11 protein-coding genes are annotated in these 15,197 nt (G+C 61.2%); 3 read left to right on the top strand and 8 right to left on the bottom strand.

The annotated features are described in order from the left end of the window. Positions 1 to 1,024 (top strand): putative PEP-binding protein (locus GZ093_RS11430; RefSeq protein ID WP_363260644.1); only part of this gene is annotated, 1,024 nt, incomplete at its 5' end. Positions 1,025 to 1,062: 38 nt separating this feature from the next. On the opposite strand, the gene GZ093_RS11425 is transcribed toward GZ093_RS11430, so the two are convergent. Then, positions 1,063 to 1,584, bottom strand: coding sequence for a TlpA disulfide reductase family protein (locus tag GZ093_RS11425; RefSeq protein WP_296485999.1), 522 nt, complete (start codon positions 1,582 to 1,584; stop codon positions 1,063 to 1,065). A gap of 232 nt (positions 1,585 to 1,816) precedes the next feature. Further along, entirely contained in the window at positions 1,817 to 2,428 is a 612-nt protein-coding gene (locus tag GZ093_RS11420; protein ID WP_296485997.1) for an ATP-binding cassette domain-containing protein, read from the bottom strand. 380 nt (positions 2,429 to 2,808) lie between these two features. Here GZ093_RS11420 and GZ093_RS11415 point away from each other — a divergent pair, with 380 nt between their 5' ends. Together GZ093_RS11415 and GZ093_RS11410 are read left to right on the top strand one after the other, a co-directional pair. Beyond that, the gene (locus GZ093_RS11415) at positions 2,809 to 3,063 is read left to right on the top strand and encodes a hypothetical protein (RefSeq protein ID WP_296485996.1); all 255 of its coding nucleotides are present in this window, start codon (positions 2,809 to 2,811) and stop codon (positions 3,061 to 3,063) included. 119 nt (positions 3,064 to 3,182) lie between these two features. Continuing rightward, positions 3,183 to 3,386, top strand: coding sequence for a hypothetical protein (locus GZ093_RS11410; RefSeq protein WP_296485995.1), 204 nt, complete (start codon positions 3,183 to 3,185; stop codon positions 3,384 to 3,386). Positions 3,387 to 3,438: 52 nt separating this feature from the next. Here the strand turns inward: GZ093_RS11410 and GZ093_RS11405 are convergent, their stop codons facing one another. From GZ093_RS11405 to GZ093_RS11380, 6 genes are all read right to left on the bottom strand, one after another. Further along, a complete protein-coding gene (locus tag GZ093_RS11405; protein ID WP_296485994.1) occupies positions 3,439 to 6,957 on the bottom strand; it encodes a DEAD/DEAH box helicase in 3,519 nt (1,172 codons plus the stop codon). A gap of 58 nt (positions 6,958 to 7,015) precedes the next feature. Continuing rightward, on the bottom strand, positions 7,016 to 8,038 hold the full coding sequence (gene lipA / locus GZ093_RS11400; RefSeq protein ID WP_296485993.1) for a lipoyl synthase: 1,023 nt from the start codon (positions 8,036 to 8,038) through the stop codon (positions 7,016 to 7,018). Between the two features lie 46 nt (positions 8,039 to 8,084). Next, positions 8,085 to 8,810, bottom strand: coding sequence for a lipoyl(octanoyl) transferase LipB (gene lipB, locus GZ093_RS11395; protein WP_296485992.1), 726 nt, complete (start codon positions 8,808 to 8,810; stop codon positions 8,085 to 8,087). Then, the gene (locus GZ093_RS11390; RefSeq protein WP_296485990.1) at positions 8,807 to 11,485 is read right to left on the bottom strand and encodes a DEAD/DEAH box helicase family protein; all 2,679 of its coding nucleotides are present in this window, start codon (positions 11,483 to 11,485) and stop codon (positions 8,807 to 8,809) included. Before GZ093_RS11390 ends, lipB begins: the two co-directional genes overlap by 4 nt. A 146-nt stretch (positions 11,486 to 11,631) precedes the next feature. Further along, entirely contained in the window at positions 11,632 to 13,332 is a 1,701-nt protein-coding gene (locus GZ093_RS11385) for an RNA-binding domain-containing protein (RefSeq protein WP_296485989.1), read from the bottom strand. 8 nt (positions 13,333 to 13,340) lie between these two features. Continuing rightward, positions 13,341 to 15,191: a site-specific DNA-methyltransferase gene (locus GZ093_RS11380; RefSeq protein WP_296485988.1), complete on the bottom strand. Its 1,851-nt coding sequence runs from the start codon at positions 15,189 to 15,191 to the stop codon at positions 13,341 to 13,343. Between the last annotated feature and the right edge of the window lie 6 nt (positions 15,192 to 15,197).

Raw genomic sequence — 15,197 nt, 5'->3', positions numbered from 1 at the left:
GCTGGACCGGTTGCTGCCGATCCAGCGCGCCGACTTCAAGGGCATCTTCAAGGCGATGAAGGGCCTGCCCGTGACGGTGCGGCTGCTGGACCCGCCGATGCATGAATTCTTGCCGACGGCGGCGCAGCTGGAAGTCGAGATTGCGCATCTGCACCAGTTGCGCGACACCATCAAGGCGCTGGAAGACCTGCCCGAAACGCTCAAGATGCTCAACCCCAAGCTTTACCAGCAGTACGCTGACGGTCTGACGCCCCTGATGGGCGCGCTGGGCACCTTCAAGAAGTCGCACATGGAGGACGAGGTCATTGCCAAGAAGGAAAAAATCCTGAAAAAAGTGCGCGCGCTGGCCGAAGTGAACCCGATGCTGGGCCACCGCGGCGTGCGTCTGGGCATCACCTACCCTGAAATCTACTGTATGCAGATCCGGGCGATTCTGGAAGCCGCGGCCCTGTGCGGCAAGCAGGGCATCGAGATCTATCCCGAAATCATGGTGCCGCAGGTGGCCACGGTGGAAGAGCTCAAGCGCATCCACAGCTATGTGCAGCGCATCCGCCAGGAAGTGCGTGCCACCCACGGCATCGACGTGCAGTTCAAGTTCGGTTCCATGTTAGAGGTGGTGCGCGCCTGCATGCGCTCCGGTCGCATGGCCGAGACCGCCGAGTTCTTCTCCTTCGGCACCAACGACCTGAGCCAGGCCACCTTCTCCTTCAGCCGCGAGGACGCCGAAAACAAGTTCCTGCCCTTCTACAACGAGACCGGCATTCTGGAGGACAACCCGTTCGAGGTGCTCGACATCAAGGGCGTTGGGCAGCTGATGAAAATGGCGGTGCAAAACGGCCGTGCCACCAACCCGGACCTGAAAGTCGGCATCTGCGGCGAACATGGCGGCCACCCCGGCTCGATCCGCTTTTGCCACCACATCAAGCTCAACTACGTGTCGTGCTCAGGCCCGCGCGTGCCGATCGCGCGGCTGGCCGCGGCGCAGGCCAAGTTGCTGGAAGACCAGTACCAGGAACCGGTTTGAGGGCGGCGCTGCAGACGGCTCAATTCGCCTGGCGCCCGCTACGGTTTGAGCTGAAAGGCCTGCCCGATCAGGCGCATCGCCTGCGGGCTGTCCCACTCTTTGGCACCGACGTATTTGGCCAGCACCCGACCCTGCGCATCCACCAGCAGGGTGAGCGGCAGCCGCACTGCGCCCAGCATGTTTTCCAACAACAATCTCTGATCAATATAGTGACTGAAGCTGGTTCGGTAACGCTTCAGAAAGGACTGCGCCGCCTCTGGGTAGTCGTCCGTAGAGATGCCAATGACCGCAAAATTTTTTCCCAGCTTGCTGCGCGCCAAGCGCTCCAGGGAGGGCATTTCTTGCTGACACGGACCACACCAACTGGCCCAGACATTGATGATCAGCGGCTTGCCGCGGTAGTGCGACAGCAGGCGCGACGGGCCCGACAGCCCGTGCATCGGGGCGTCGCGCAGCACGCTACCCACTTCCACCTCGCCCGGGGTCTTGGCGAACGCCAGCGTGCCGGGCGCAGTCAGCCCCAACAACAGCCAGCACAGCAATACATAGACTTTGTTCATGGTCAAAGTCTAGCTGGAAACGCGATTTGGGCGACCGTTGGGCTTCGATCGTCCAGATTCTGATGGGTAGCGCATCTCCTTCTTTTTTGGCAAAGCGTCAGGAGGTCTACCGCGCAGTGTTGAAATGCTACTATTTTTATAGCGGCATGTGCATACACCACCTGGGCTAGACGCCGAAAACCCATAAATTGTCCCCATTTGGCCGCAGTTGCCGTCGCCGCTGCAGCCGCCCTCAGTCGGCCAAATCCATGATATGGGCCAGTGGCACGTCGCCGGCGCCTCGTAGTGGGCGAGCACCCAGGCGCGCGCCGGGTGCCGCGCCGCGTCTTGCAGGATTTCCAGCACAAAGCCAATCGAGGCCTTGTCGAGCGCGGCAAAGGGCTCGTCCAGCAACGTCACCGCTGCGCCCGACGCGAAGGCGCCAGCCAGCCAGACTTTGCGTTTTGAGCCCGTGGACAGCATGTAAAGCGGCTTGTCCAGGTGCGGCGCCAGCGACAAGCCCTTTGATCAGCTCACCCCAGCGCAGTTCGTCCAACCCAGGATAAAGGGGGCGCAAGGATTTCAAGTAGTCAGCCGGCGTGATCTGCTCAAAGGCGTCCGAGCGCGGGTCAGCCCAGAACACCTGCTGCCGGTAGGCGCCCGGCTGGGCGCGCAAGCTGGCGCCGTTGAGCCGCAGCTGCCCGCCCTGGTTGGGCAGCGCTCCGGCCAACAGCCGAAGCAGCGTGGTCTTGCCGCTGCCATCCCCGCCCCGCACCAGGCTGACCCCCGGCGGGATACGCGCCGACCAGTCGGTGAACAGTGCACGCTGCGGGTAGCCAAAGCACAGACCTTCGACCTGCAGCACTGCAACCGGGGTGATAGCGGGATGTTCGATGGATGGGTCCTCCCGCCCTACCGGCTGCGTCCCTGGCCGCGTTCCTCCTTCATCGGGCGCTTCTGATCCTGATCGTGCTGCCGCACGACGGGATCACGCGGCTGATAGCGGTAATGCTGGCTTTGCAGCGAGCGTTGCTGTTCCGCCGGGGGATACCGATCCCCTAAATACCGTCGCTGGTAGGTCGGCAGCGGGGCGGGCGCTGGCACCGTACTGCGCTTCCATTGGTCCCAGCCGCTGCGCTGCTGCTGCCATAGCCCGGCACCCGGACCAATTCCGGATACATCGGCAGGTTGATTCCGATGCTGACACCAGGCAATCCGATGCCAACACCGATACTGAGTTGCGCCATGGCCGAAGTCGTCGACCCCAACAGCCACAAAAAGGCGATAAGCAGGTGGCGCATTTTATTGACTCCAAAGACTTCTCAGGCCGCAAATTGTCCGCCCCTGCCCGCCAAAGTCCTTGCGTTATCGCATGGCCGGCGAGCGCCACTGGGCAGCATGAGCGAAACGCTGAAACGGGAATTGCAGAAATCGAAGCCGGACGGCGGGCCTATTTCCCGCCATGCAACCGGTAAGCGAGATGGAAAGATATCGTCATGAACCATTCATCTGGAACCAAAACCCGCTATGTGCGAATCCGCACAGACTGGTTTTGAATTGAGCAACAAAATGGCACTGTCGTCCTTGCTCCCGAGTCGTCAAGTTGATAAAAGCCGAATATGAATAAGCACAAGGATTCCTTCACGGACCCTTCCCAGCTGGGAGAACTGAACAAAAAAGTCTGGAAAATGTTGGGCAAAGGTCATGCAATCATCGAGAACGCGAAATCAGACCTCGACGACACAGTACCAGCGACCCCAAGCACAGCTGTTGTCGTCGAAGTGGGATCCGAACCGACCGACATCCCGCCGGCCATCGGCTAACGGCACATGCGCAGTGATTGAATTGGTCCGCTAACCCGGGGACCTACCCAAGCTAAGCAGACAGCGGCTTGAGCAACTCCGCCAGATCGCTCTCGGAAAACAGCGGTTGTTTGCGCCCGACCGCGCCGCTGTACATGCTCTCGGCCAACGCTGCTTTGCGCTCCTGCAGGCCCAGAATCCGCTCTTCAATCGTGCCTTGCGCGACCAGTTTGACGACCCACACGCTTTGCGTTTGGCCGATGCGGTGGGCGCGGTCGGTGGCCTGGCTTTCCACCGCCGGGTTCCACCACGGGTCGTAGTGGATCACGGTGTCGGCTTGCGGCAGGTTCAGGCCGACGCCACCGGCTTTCAGGCTGATCAAAAACAAGGGGACGGCACCGCTGGTGAACTGCTCGATCAAGGCGTCGCGCTTCTGGCTCTGGCCGGTGAGCTTGACCCAGGGAATGCCCCGTTTCTCAAGTTCCGCCTCGATCAGTTTGAGCATGCTGGTGAACTGCGAAAACAGCAAGATGCGCCGGCCCTCGGCCAGCATCTCGGGCAGCAGTTCCATCAGCCGTTCCAGCTTGGCCGAGTTGCTCACTTTCTTGGCGGCGGCCAGTGTCACCAAGTGCGGGTCGCAGCAGACCTGGCGCAGCTTCAAGAGCGCATCCAGAATTGTGATCTGCGACTTGGCCATGCCTTTGGTGTCCAGGGCTTCGCGCACACTTTTCTCCATCCCCAGGCGAATGGTTTCGTACAGGTCGGCCTGCTTGCCGGTGAGCTCGACGCGCATCACGGTCTCGATCTTGGGCGGCAGCTCGCCCGCCACCAGCGCCTTGGTGCGGCGCAGCATGAAGGGTGTGACGCGCGAACGCAGTTGTTCCAGCCGCTCCGGATTGCCCAGTTTTTCAATCGGCGTGCGGAACAGGTCCCCAAACTTCTTCTGGCTGCCCAGAAAGCCCGGCATCAGGAAGTGGAACAGGCTCCAGATTTCACCCAGGTGGTTTTCCATCGGCGTGCCCGACAGGCACAGGCGCTGGCGTGCGCGCAGCTGGCTCGCGACCTGGGCGGCCTGGGTGCTGGCATTCTTGATGTTTTGCGCTTCGTCCAGCACCACGATGTGCCAGCGGGTTTTCAGCCAGCGCTCGCGGTCGCGCTCCAGCAGCGAATAGGGCGTGATCACGACATCAAAGTCGTGCAGGCTGTCGGCCAGCTCGTGCCGGTCTTTGCCGTGCAGCACCAGACTGCGCAAGTTGGGGCAAAAGCGCGCCGCCTCGCGCTGCCAGTTGCCCATCAGGCTCACGGGCGCGACGATCAGCGCCGGGTGCTTGAGCCGGCCCGCGTCTTTTTCAATCTGGATATGGACCAGCGTTTGCAGCGTTTTGCCCAGGCCCATGTCGTCGGCCAGGATGCCGCCCAGGCTGTGCTGGCGCAAGAACTGCAGCCAGTTCACGCCCTGTTGCTGGTAGGGGCGCAAGCTGGCCTGCACGCTGGTCGGCACCGGCACCTCGGGCAATTCGGTGTGGCCGCTGAGCTGCTTGACCATCTGGCGCAGCGCTTGCGCGCCGTCCCACACGGCGCCTTCGCCCAAGGCGGCGGTGGTGCGCATGGCGTCCAGGCGCGAGAGTTTGAGGCTCTCGCCTGAAAAATCATGGCTGCGGTCGCCGACCAGCTCCAAGAGCGCCGCCATCCAGGGCTTGAGCGCGTCGGTCGGCAGGCGGATGAAGCCCTGGCCGGCGCTGTTGGGCACAAAGATAAACGGCGCAATGGTGGGCAAGCCGGTGTCCGGGTCAAGCGGGCTGGTCGCCGCCTGCGCAATCAGCGTCGGCAGCCAGGGCAGGATGTTGTGGCGCACGCCGTTGATCTCCATCCCCAGGGACAGGTCAAACCAGGGTGAGGTCGCGCCTTCATGATCTTCGTCGGCATCGCCCCGGGCGTGGAGATCATCAGTGTCGCTGCCCGGCTCGCGCTGACCTTGCAGCGTGACGTCGAGCGCGTCGGCGTGGCTGATCCAGTGCGTTAGCGCGTCGTCCTGCGTGACGTCAAAGCCGGCCGCCGTGAACACGGCAAAACCGTTGTCCGCCCATTGCAGCCAATCTTGTTGCGAGGCGTCGCCGGGAATGCCAAAACGGCCTTGCTCGGCCGCACGCAGCCCCAACTGAGCCAGCCGGCTGACGGCTTCGAGCTCGGCATCAAGGTCGCGGTGCAGCAGCACGCGGCCCTGCGCGTCATCAATCAGCACGGTGCTGCCTTGTCCGGCCCACCAGCCCTGGCGGCCCGCATAGTCAAAGCGCAGTTGCGCCTGCAGCAATCCCTTGACCGGGGTGTCGGTCGCCGGCACCGGCGCGATGTGCAGGCAGGCGCGGGGCGCGATGCCCGAGAGCGTGGCGAGCTGTTCCAGCACCGGCGGTGGCGGCACGGGGCCGAGTTGTTGCAGCAGCGCCAGCTGGTGGGCCTTCAACGCCGAGGGCTTGAGGGGCGGCGCTTTGAGCAGCACCGCCAGTTGCGCCGCCGGCACGCCCTCAGCCTGCACCAGGCCGCACAGACCACTTGCCGCATCGAAGTAAAGGGGTGGCGTATTCAGGCACAACTGCGCGCGGGCATCGCCCAGCCGGGCGCGCAAGGCCCAGCTGGGCTCGTCAAGGTCTGGGCTGTTGACTTCGTGCCATTCCCAGCGCACAAGCTGCGGCGGCCCCCATTGCACCGGGGCGCCCGGCATGCCCTTGCCGTTATCAAACAGCAGGCGCCCCGTGCTGGCCGCTTGTTGCAGCGCCATGACGCCGACCTTGCCGTGCAGCGTCACCTTGGCTTTGTAGCCGTAGCTGTAGTAACCACTGCTGCCGCTGGGCATGGCGCGCATCAACTGCAGCAGTTCTTGATCGATCTGCGTGGCCTGGTCAAACGTGGTTTGGCCGCGCGCCGGCGGCAGGCGCAGGGCTTTGGGTTTGGCCCAGCCGCCATGGACTTTGGGGTAGGACAGGACGACGTCCATTTGCAGCTCGGGCGCGCGGCCCTTGGCACCCGCCACGGACAACAGGTAGAGATATTGTTCGTGAACCAAGGGTGTGCGCGAGTCGATGTCGGCCGGCGCACCCTGGCGCGCGGCCTGGTGCAATTCCTGCAGCCAGTGCAGCAGAGGTGCTTCAGCCTCGCGCCGGGCTTGCTCCGCGGCACGGGCCAGCGCCGCCTGGTGCGCCGCTTCAATCTGTTCGGGCGTGGGCGCTGCCGGCGCGGACGCACTGAGCGCGGCGCTGGGGTCCATCAGCCGGCGCCCCTGCTGCGCCGCCTTGAGCAGCACCGCCACCCCGTGCTTGCACTGGTAGCCAACCGGGCAGCTGCAGTCGCTGTCCCAGTTGGCGACTTCGCCATTGGGCTTGAAGCTGAGCTCGATCGACACCCGGTACGGCCAGCGTTGACTGCCCTGCACGCTGGCCAGCAACTGCCAGTAGTCGCTCATGGGCTTGATTTCCAGCGACAACACCTTTTGCGTCAGGTACAGCGTCAGACCACGATCCCAGGTGGCGCGGTCGACCGAGCTGGCCAGCGACTGGGTGCTGAACCAGGGGCCGCTCGTGGCGCTGTTAATTTGCATAAAATAGGGCGCTAGCCCCCGTATCCATTGCGTAGGCAGCTACTTTAATGATAGTATTTCAAAGCGCCAATTGACTCAGCGCATGGCCCGCCTGCTGGTCGGCGTGGTAGCTGGAGCGCACCATGGCGCCCACCGCCGCGTGGCTGAAGCCCATCGCGTAGGCCTCGGCCTCGAACATCTTGAAGGTATCGGGGTGCACGTAGCGCTTGACGGTCAGGTGCGCGCTGGAGGGCGCGAGGTACTGGCCCAGGGTCAGCATGTTGATGCCGTGTGCGCGCATGTCACGCATCACGGTCAAAATTTCTTCATCGGTTTCGCCCAGGCCGACCATCAGGCCGCTCTTGGTCGGCACGTCGGGGAACAGTCCCTTGAATTTCCTCAAAAGGTTCAGTGAAAACTGGTAATCGCTGCCGGGGCGTGCTTCCTTGTACAGCCGGGGAATGGTTTCCAGGTTGTGGTTCATCACGTCGGGCGGCGCGGCTTTCAAAATCTCCAGCGCCCGGTCGTCGCGGCCGCGAAAGTCGGGCACCAGCACCTCGATCTGGGTCTGCGGCGATTTGTCACGGATGGCCTGGATGCAGGCGACAAAATGCCCGGCACCGCCGTCGCGCAGGTCGTCACGGTCGACGCTGGTGATCACCACGTACTTGAGCTTGAGCTGGGCGATGGTGGTCGCCAGGTTCGCGGGCTCGTTCACATCCAGCGGGTCGGGGCGGCCATGGCCGACGTCACAAAACGGGCAACGCCGCGTGCATTTGTCGCCCATGATCATGAAGGTGGCGGTGCCCTTGCCAAAGCACTCGCCAATGTTGGGGCAACTCGCTTCTTCGCACACGGTGACGAGCTTGTTGGCGCGCAGCACGTCCTTGATTTCGTAGAAGCGGCTCGTTGGTGAACCCGCCTTGACGCGAATCCAGGCCGGTTTGCGCAAAATTTCGCCCGGCACCACCTTGATCGGGATGCGCGAGAGTTTGGCGGCGGATTTTTGTTTGACCGTCGCGTCGTAGGCTTCGGTCGGCGCAGCGTCGCGCACGCTCGCAGCGGTGGCTGGGGTGGCAAGGTCGTCGGGGCTGTGACTCATGGTGACAAATAGTAGGTAAAGGGTGCAGATAAGCTTGCTGGCCGGCTCAAGGCGCAAGGTAGCGGCTGAGCTTGTGGCCCAGCAGTTCGGCCGCCTCGTCCCAGCCAACGCAAACGCCGATTGTAGAAAGGTCCACCGTTTGCAGACCGGCGTAGCCGCAAGGGTTGATACGTGTGTAGGGTTCCAGGTCCATCGCCACATTGAGCGCGACACCGTGGTACGTGCAGTTGCGGCTGACCTTGAGCCCGAGCGCGGCGATCTTGCCCAGGCCGGTGAAGTCAGGCGCCGCCCGCGCGGCAGGAACATCAACGCCGCCGGGGTCCGTTGTTTCAGTCTTTTTCATCGGCCGCTGCGCCAGCAGCGCGTGCGAGGCGGGGTCGTCCAGGCGCACATAAATGCCCGGTGCGCCCGCCACGCGATGGCCGGTCACGCCAAAGTGCAGCAGCGTGCGGATCACCGCTTCTTCGATCCGGTAAACATATTCCTTGATGAAATAACCCGCGCGTTTCAAGTCCAGCAGCGGGTAGGCCACCACTTGGCCGGGGCCGTGGTAGGTGACCTGACCACCGCGGTTGGTTGGCACCACCGGGATGTCACCAGGGTTGAAAATATGTTCCTTTTTTCCCGCCAGCCCTTGCGTATAAACGGGGGTGTGCTCACAAATCCATAGTTCGTCGGGCGTCTCTGCGGTGCGTGCGGCGGTGAAGTCCTGCATGGCTTCATAGGTGGGCAGGTACTCGACCCGGCCAAGTTGTTGGAATTCAATGCTCATTTCAGCAAGGCGTCCAGTTGCCCCGACATACCCACGCCGTCGCGCTCTTTGGCAATCTGCCCGAACAGGCAACGTCCCTGGCTTTTGCGCGCCCACAGTTCCCCGATGTGTCGTTTTTCAATCTCATAGGGGTCATTCAGAAGGTGTGCGCCCTTGTATTCGACCACGGCCACGCGCCCATCGACCAACTCGGCTACAAAGTCCGGGAAAAATCGGCCTCTGGAGGTCGCCAGCGCAAAGCCGCAGGGTGCGGTGGTGAGGTTGCGAACCCAGTGCTTGACCCTGGCATGGTTGTCCAGCAACTGGGCGCACAAGAACTCTTCGCCGCCGTCCTTCAAATCCGCTTGCATCGGGTAAAAGTGCTTGTTGAACTGGTACCGACCACTGTAGCGTGACCCCGCAGGCACCGGATAGCGATTGGCTTCAAACAGCAGCGGCCGGCTCCAGTCGGGCTCGATGTCCCAAGCCTCCTCCAGCACCAATTGTCGAAACTGGGTCTTGGCTGCCCTGTCTTTCAAATCACCCACCCGTGCCTCGATATCCTGCGCCAGTTTGAAGCGCGCCTTGGCCAGGGTCACCAGCGGTATGCCTCGCTCATTGATCAAATGGCTGACCACCGCCACAAAATAGGTCGTGCGCTGTCCCAGCGTGAACTCCGGCAGTTTCTGAAACAAAGACTGATCCAGCCAGCGCACCAGGTCATCTTGCGTGATGGTGCTGGAGCCATAGTCAAAGGCAATCTGGCTGGCGTCTGCGGCCCGCAGCGCGACGTGCGAGTCTTTTAGATAAATCTCAAAGGTGTTGGACTGCTCCACCACCTGAAAACCGGGCAATTGCACCGCGTCAGGTGTCAGCAAATCCAGCTCCAAGGCTTCCAGCACCGCCTCACGCTCCAGTGGCCAGAGCTGGCCCTGCGGTGTGCTGCGGTAGCCCAGTGTCGGAATCGGTGCAAAACGCTCGCCGCGCGAAGCAGGGGCGGTTTGCGCCGCCACCAGCGCGTTGTGCTGCGCCACCTTGTTGCGCACTAGCTCTTGCTTCTTCGGGCCACGCACCTGGGCCATTAACAGCGCTTCGACCTCCGCGCCAATGTGTCCGGTGACCACCACGGCCTGTTCGCCCGCGATCTGCATAATCTCAACGCCTGCCGCTGCCTGCAATTCTGGTGAGGCTGAAGACGCTACAAAATTAGTAGCTACTGGTGCAGGTAACACGGGGGCTAGGTGCTGATTCTGTTCAAAGAGCGGCAATACAGACTGCTGCACCAGCATGGACGCCACATCCAGCGCCTCGAACCCCATGTTGTTGATCAAGCGGTCCGCCAGCTCATGGGCTGCGGTAGAAAACTTGGCCTCACAAACATGCGCATAAGCCCGATTTAGCGCCTCGCGCCCGCGTCGGCTGGCGTAAGGCATGCGCAGCACCCGGCCCAACAACTGCTCGACCGCCGTCGCACTGGACAGTTTTTGCAGCGAACACAAGACATAGGCAAACGGGCAATCCCAGCCCTCGCGCAGCGCTTGTACCGTGATCACATAGCGCACCGGGCAATCGCGGGAGGCCAGGTCCAGTCCCTCCAGCTCCCGGGTGTCACCGGTCGCCACCTTGATCTGCTCTTTGGGAATATGCAGCTCATCTTCCAGATGTTTTCGCAGCGCGGCGGGCGGCACCTCGTCGTTCTCGTTTTGCGCCTGAAACAGCACGATGGGCCGCACATAGCCGTGACCCGTGGCCTCATCCTTCAGTGCTTCACCTTCGAGTGCGCGCTGGTTTTGTACGGCGGCAAACACCGCCTGCTGCCAGCCCTGCGGATGTTCGGCCAGCGCAATCGGCAGCTTGATCATGGCCTCCGAAGCCAGCTCCTGGGCGCTGACGTGGTACAGCACATTGGTTTTGGAGGGGATGGGCGTCGCTGTCAGCTCCAGAATGGCGCTGGGGTTCAGGCGCTTGAGCGCGGTAAAGCTTTTGTCGGTTTTGGTGTTGTGCGCCTCGTCCACAATCAGAAGCGGTTCATGAAGCGCCAGCCAGTTGGTCAGGCTCCAGCGTGGCTGGCCCACAAAGCCACCGAGTACCCCTGTTTTATCGTTGACAGCCTCTTCAGCCGTGACCACCGCATCAGGCAAATCGCGCAGCACCCGCAATCGCTGCTCGTCACAGCCTTTGAAGTGCCGCTCGAAGCTTTCCGAGAAGCTGTACACATTGCGCTTGTCGGTGTCGTCAATCCGAAAACTTTGAATGGTTGCCACCACGACCACGGCGCGCTGGCCCCAATCAGGTGGTGCAATATTTGCCAAGTCTTCCAGCACGCAAACCCGCACACCCGCGCCATAACTGGCTTCCAGCGCTTCGCGGTACGGGTGCCCCGCCGTTTGCAGCGCCTTGAGGGTCTGGCTGCGAATCGTGTCGCTGGGCACCAGCCACACCGCCACCGGCGCATCGGTCGCTCGCCACGCCTGGGCCAACACGTAAACGGCATGCGCTGCCATCAACGTTTTGCCGCCACCCGTCGGGATGCGCAGGCAAATGCAGGGCACCTCGCCAAACGGATCGGGGTTGTAAGGCCGCCCAGTAAGCTCGCCAAAAGCCAGCGCCGGGCCTTTGAGCTGGGCAGCACGGGCAAAACTCTTGAGCGCGTCAAGGGCAGCTTGTTGGTAGGACTTGAGGGCGAGGGTGGTCATTGGGCGGCGTTTTGAATTGGATAAGTTTACCTATGGGTAAAAATTTATCCAATGTAAGTTATTGATTTATATGGAAAACTCTAAAAATTCGGTATTCCAATTGGATAAGGAGACGTCTCGGAACGAGGTTTTATCCAATTCGGGAATCATTTCTTGAGTTGCCATTTGGCCGACCGCGTAGCGCCCCCGACATTCTCAATCTGCTGGTCTCGTGCCATTTCCTGCAGTAAATTCTTGATGTATTCCTTTCGACGCAAATCTCCATCAATTGAAGCCGGAAGCTTGGATAGCAGAAGGCCGTTAATCTGCTGGCGGGGTTGAGCACCCAGTGCCAATAAATCCAGTACCAGTGCCTTGTAATGCTTTGCATCCAGCCCTTTGTTATTGACGTAACTGACTTCCTGTCCCGTCGCTACCGCCACTTGTGCCGAAATGAAAATCTTGGCGCCACGACCGCCCACCAGATTTTTGGCACGCAAGCGCTTGATTTGTTCAGTCGCCAGCGGCTGACCCTTTTGAACCCGGTCCAGCAATATCGCTTCTTCCAGAGACAGATCAGTCGTTGACATCAGGGCATGAACATATTTCTCGTCCAGCGTCTTTCCGTAAATACGCACGCTGACCGAGTCTGGCGATTGTCCAAACTCAAAATCCGGCAACGGGAAAAACCGTTCCCGTTGCAGTCTGAACATCTTTGGCAGACCGCTGTTGAGCGTCTCGATCAAATCCAGCTCCACCATCGCGTTAGCGAGACACTGATTTCGGTAGCGTAGCTCGGGCTGGCGGCTGCTCAATACGCGCTCGACGGTGCCTGGCAGAAAAGAGCCCAGGTTGAAGAATGTGAGCGAATCAGGGGCTTCTGTGACCCGAACCCGACCGCCTTGGGCGTAGTCTTGGTGCGCAATGCAGTTGTGCAGTGCTTCCCGAATGACCCAGTCGTCATAGTTCGGCAGATTCAGGGGCGCGGTTTGCCGGGGCGGCAGCAAACTCACTTCAATGATTCGCAACTTGGCCACCAGTTGATCCATCGCCATGATCAGTGGCAAATCAAAGTGCTGATGGGTTTGTATCGTTCCCGTGTGGTCCGTCAATACCCAAGTCAGGCGGGGCGTTGGCCCACCCAAACAAGTGGCGGCCTCCGGTTTGCCTAATAGCACCAACGCAGCGCGGGTCAGCCTTCCATTCACCGCCAGGCGCAGGCCGTGCAGCCAGTCCGATACGGACCTGTTTTGCAACGTGGACAGCACTTGTGAATGGGTGGCATGCCGACGTTTGTAAAACGCTTGTGCCAACTGCAACGCGGCCGGGTCAAGCAAACTCCAGTCGTCTGTCGCCAGCACTGCGGACCAGTCTTGCGTGACGGACTGGGCACGCAGGGTGTCGAGTTTGTTGAGCGGCAATGCACCCAATGACTCGCCTGAGCGGCCGTAGTAGTGGCCTTTCCAGGCCATCGGCATTCCGGGTGCGGTGGCGGGAATGCGCCACATCAACACTCGTGAACCGGGCGCGCCGTCTGGGTGATCAACCACAACGGGATCGCTCAAGCCGACAGAGGGCGACGTATGGTTGTAGACCTGAAGCTTCAGGTCATTGAGGTCGGCTGCAGTTGCCGCGTAGAGACTGCCCACCAGGGGCCGCGCACCGGTGACGGGGTCGATTTTGTTTTTGACGCCAAAAATCAACCAGCCAGCTTCGCGACCATGCAGGTTCGCTTCGTTGGACAAGGCCGAGACATAACGACCCAGCGCGTCCGTATCGAAGCTGTTCTTTGCTTCCTTGAACTCAAGCCATTCCGTTTCCACCGGCATGCGCCTGAATTCATCCAACAGGTCAGCAAAGTTCTTCATGGCTTGGGCTACCGCGCCTTCACGTCATACGGAATGTGCTTGAAAGTCACATTCGCCAGTTTCAAGCGGGCCGCGCCCAGGCGGCAGGCTTCGCCGAAGACCAGCAGCGGGATGGCGGCGGCGGGCGTCGGTGTGTCGCCGGGAGCCTGGGCGGCAGAACGTTCTGCTCCGTGTCCCCCGCCCGCTGCGCGGGCTCCTCCTTGACCTGCACAGAACGCTCTGCCGCCCAGGCTCCCAGGGTCGGCTGGTTGGGTGCTATCAGAGGCAGCGTGAATCTGGCGGTGCAGCGTCAGCAGGGCGTCGAGCACGGCTTGGGTCAGCACGTTGCCACTGGCGGGGCGCTTGTCTTTCAAAATTCCATTGAACAACAGATAGACTGAAAATTGTGGCGTTTTTTTGGATAAAACTGGGCTGTAGCCCTCGTCTTCATTGCTTATACAGCTATCAATTGTGTAGTTTGTTCCGAGGTAGGGCGTGCCGGGCCATCCGCCGCCAGCGAGGGCGCTGCCGGTTTCCTGCTGCCAGACAAAGGCCGCCAGCGTGGCAAAGCGCACCTCGGGGTGAATGCGGCCATGGGCGTCGAACACCGGCGCGCCCAGCTTCATGAAGCGAAAACCACCGCCACCGGTCCAGTTCACGGCCTTGCTGATGCCGCCCGGTTCGCCGTCAATGACCTTTTGCAGGCGTGGCAGGCAGTGCGTGGCGGCGTGCTCGCCCATCTCGATGCCAATCCAGCGCCGGCCCATCTTGTGGGCGACGGCCGCCGTCGTGCCGGAGCCGAGGAAGCTGTCGAGGACGAGGTCACCCGGGTTGGTGGCGATCTCCAAAAGTCGGCGGATCAATGCCTCGGGTTTTGGCGTCCCGAAAATCTCATCGGCATTGAGTTCCTTGACTTCCTTTTTTGCATCCTGGTTGTCGCCAACCTCGTCGCGAAACCATATTGTCTGAGGCACTACGCCGTCTTTTACTTCGGTAAGGAAGCGTTTGAGCGAAGGAATTGCATCCCCCTTCTTGCCAAACCAAAGACGGTTGTCGGTTCGTAGTCTGTCGATTTCTTCCGGCGGGCGACTCCAACTGCGACCTCTGGCTGGAAAGACTTGTTTGCCCGATGGGGTGGTGATTGCGTAAAAGTCTCGGTCACGATGCTCGGCACGCGTCAGATCGCTGGCTTTCCAAATACCGCGCGGATCGTCGTCGGGGTTTTTATATGCGTCGTCTTGCTTCGCAGTTCTTGGCACAAGATTTCGTGACCAACTCGCAGTATTTTTGGCGTACACAAATACGTGATCGTGCATAGCCGAAAAGAATTCGGCGTCGTTTTGTGGCGAGTACTTCTTCTGCCACACCACATTCGCCACAAAATTCCCCCGCCCAAACACCTCATCCATCAGCACCTTGAGGTAATGCCCCTCGTTGTCATCAATCGTCACCCAGATCGAGCCGTCTTCCCGCAACAGTTCTCGCAGCAACTGAAGGCGCGGCAGCATCATGCTGAGCCACTGGGCGTGCTCCAGGTTGTCGTCGTAGTGCTCGAACGCACTCTTGGTGTTGTAGGGCGGGTCGATGAAGATGCATTTCACCTGGCCGCGGTAGAACGGCAGCAAGGCTTTCAGCGCTTCAAGGTTGTCGCCCTGGATCAGCAGGTTGTCCGTGATTTCTGTGCGGATGGGGCTGGTGGCAGTTTCTGTCGGCGCTTCGACCAGCTCAGCCTGAACCGGCGTGGTGTCAGCCGGTGGGGGACTGGATGCCTGGGCCGGTGTGGATGGGGTGTGAACCGACACCTGTTCCAGCAGCCGGTAAGGCACGCGGGCAGCTAGGGTGAAGGCGCTAGGGCGGTTGAGCCAGTCAAGGGTGGGCATGGGTGT

Source organism: Rhodoferax sp. (genome assembly GCF_010365055.1).
Lineage (GTDB): Bacteria > Pseudomonadota > Gammaproteobacteria > Burkholderiales > Burkholderiaceae_C > Rhodoferax.
The sequence above is the reverse complement of the archived record's forward strand: the minus strand, read 5'-3'. Positions and strand labels throughout refer to the sequence as shown.

Bases quoted from the DNA above. Each gene is read 5' to 3' on its own strand.
- GZ093_RS11425 (WP_296485999.1), bottom strand. From the start codon at position 1,584: ATGAACAAAGTCTATGTATTGCTGTGCTGGCTGTTGTTGGGGCTGACT.
- GZ093_RS11415 (WP_296485996.1), top strand. From the start codon at position 2,809: ATGGCCGAAGTCGTCGACCCCAACAGCCACAAAAAGGCGATAAGCAGG.
- GZ093_RS11410 (WP_296485995.1), top strand. From the start codon at position 3,183: ATGAATAAGCACAAGGATTCCTTCACGGACCCTTCCCAGCTGGGAGAA.
- GZ093_RS11405 (WP_296485994.1), bottom strand. From the start codon at position 6,957: ATGCAAATTAACAGCGCCACGAGCGGCCCCTGGTTCAGCACCCAGTCG.
- lipA (WP_296485993.1), bottom strand. From the start codon at position 8,038: ATGAGTCACAGCCCCGACGACCTTGCCACCCCAGCCACCGCTGCGAGC.
- lipB (WP_296485992.1), bottom strand. From the start codon at position 8,810: ATGAGCATTGAATTCCAACAACTTGGCCGGGTCGAGTACCTGCCCACC.
- GZ093_RS11390 (WP_296485990.1), bottom strand. From the start codon at position 11,485: ATGACCACCCTCGCCCTCAAGTCCTACCAACAAGCTGCCCTTGACGCG.
- GZ093_RS11385 (WP_296485989.1), bottom strand. From the start codon at position 13,332: ATGAAGAACTTTGCTGACCTGTTGGATGAATTCAGGCGCATGCCGGTG.
- GZ093_RS11380 (WP_296485988.1), bottom strand. From the start codon at position 15,191: ATGCCCACCCTTGACTGGCTCAACCGCCCTAGCGCCTTCACCCTAGCT.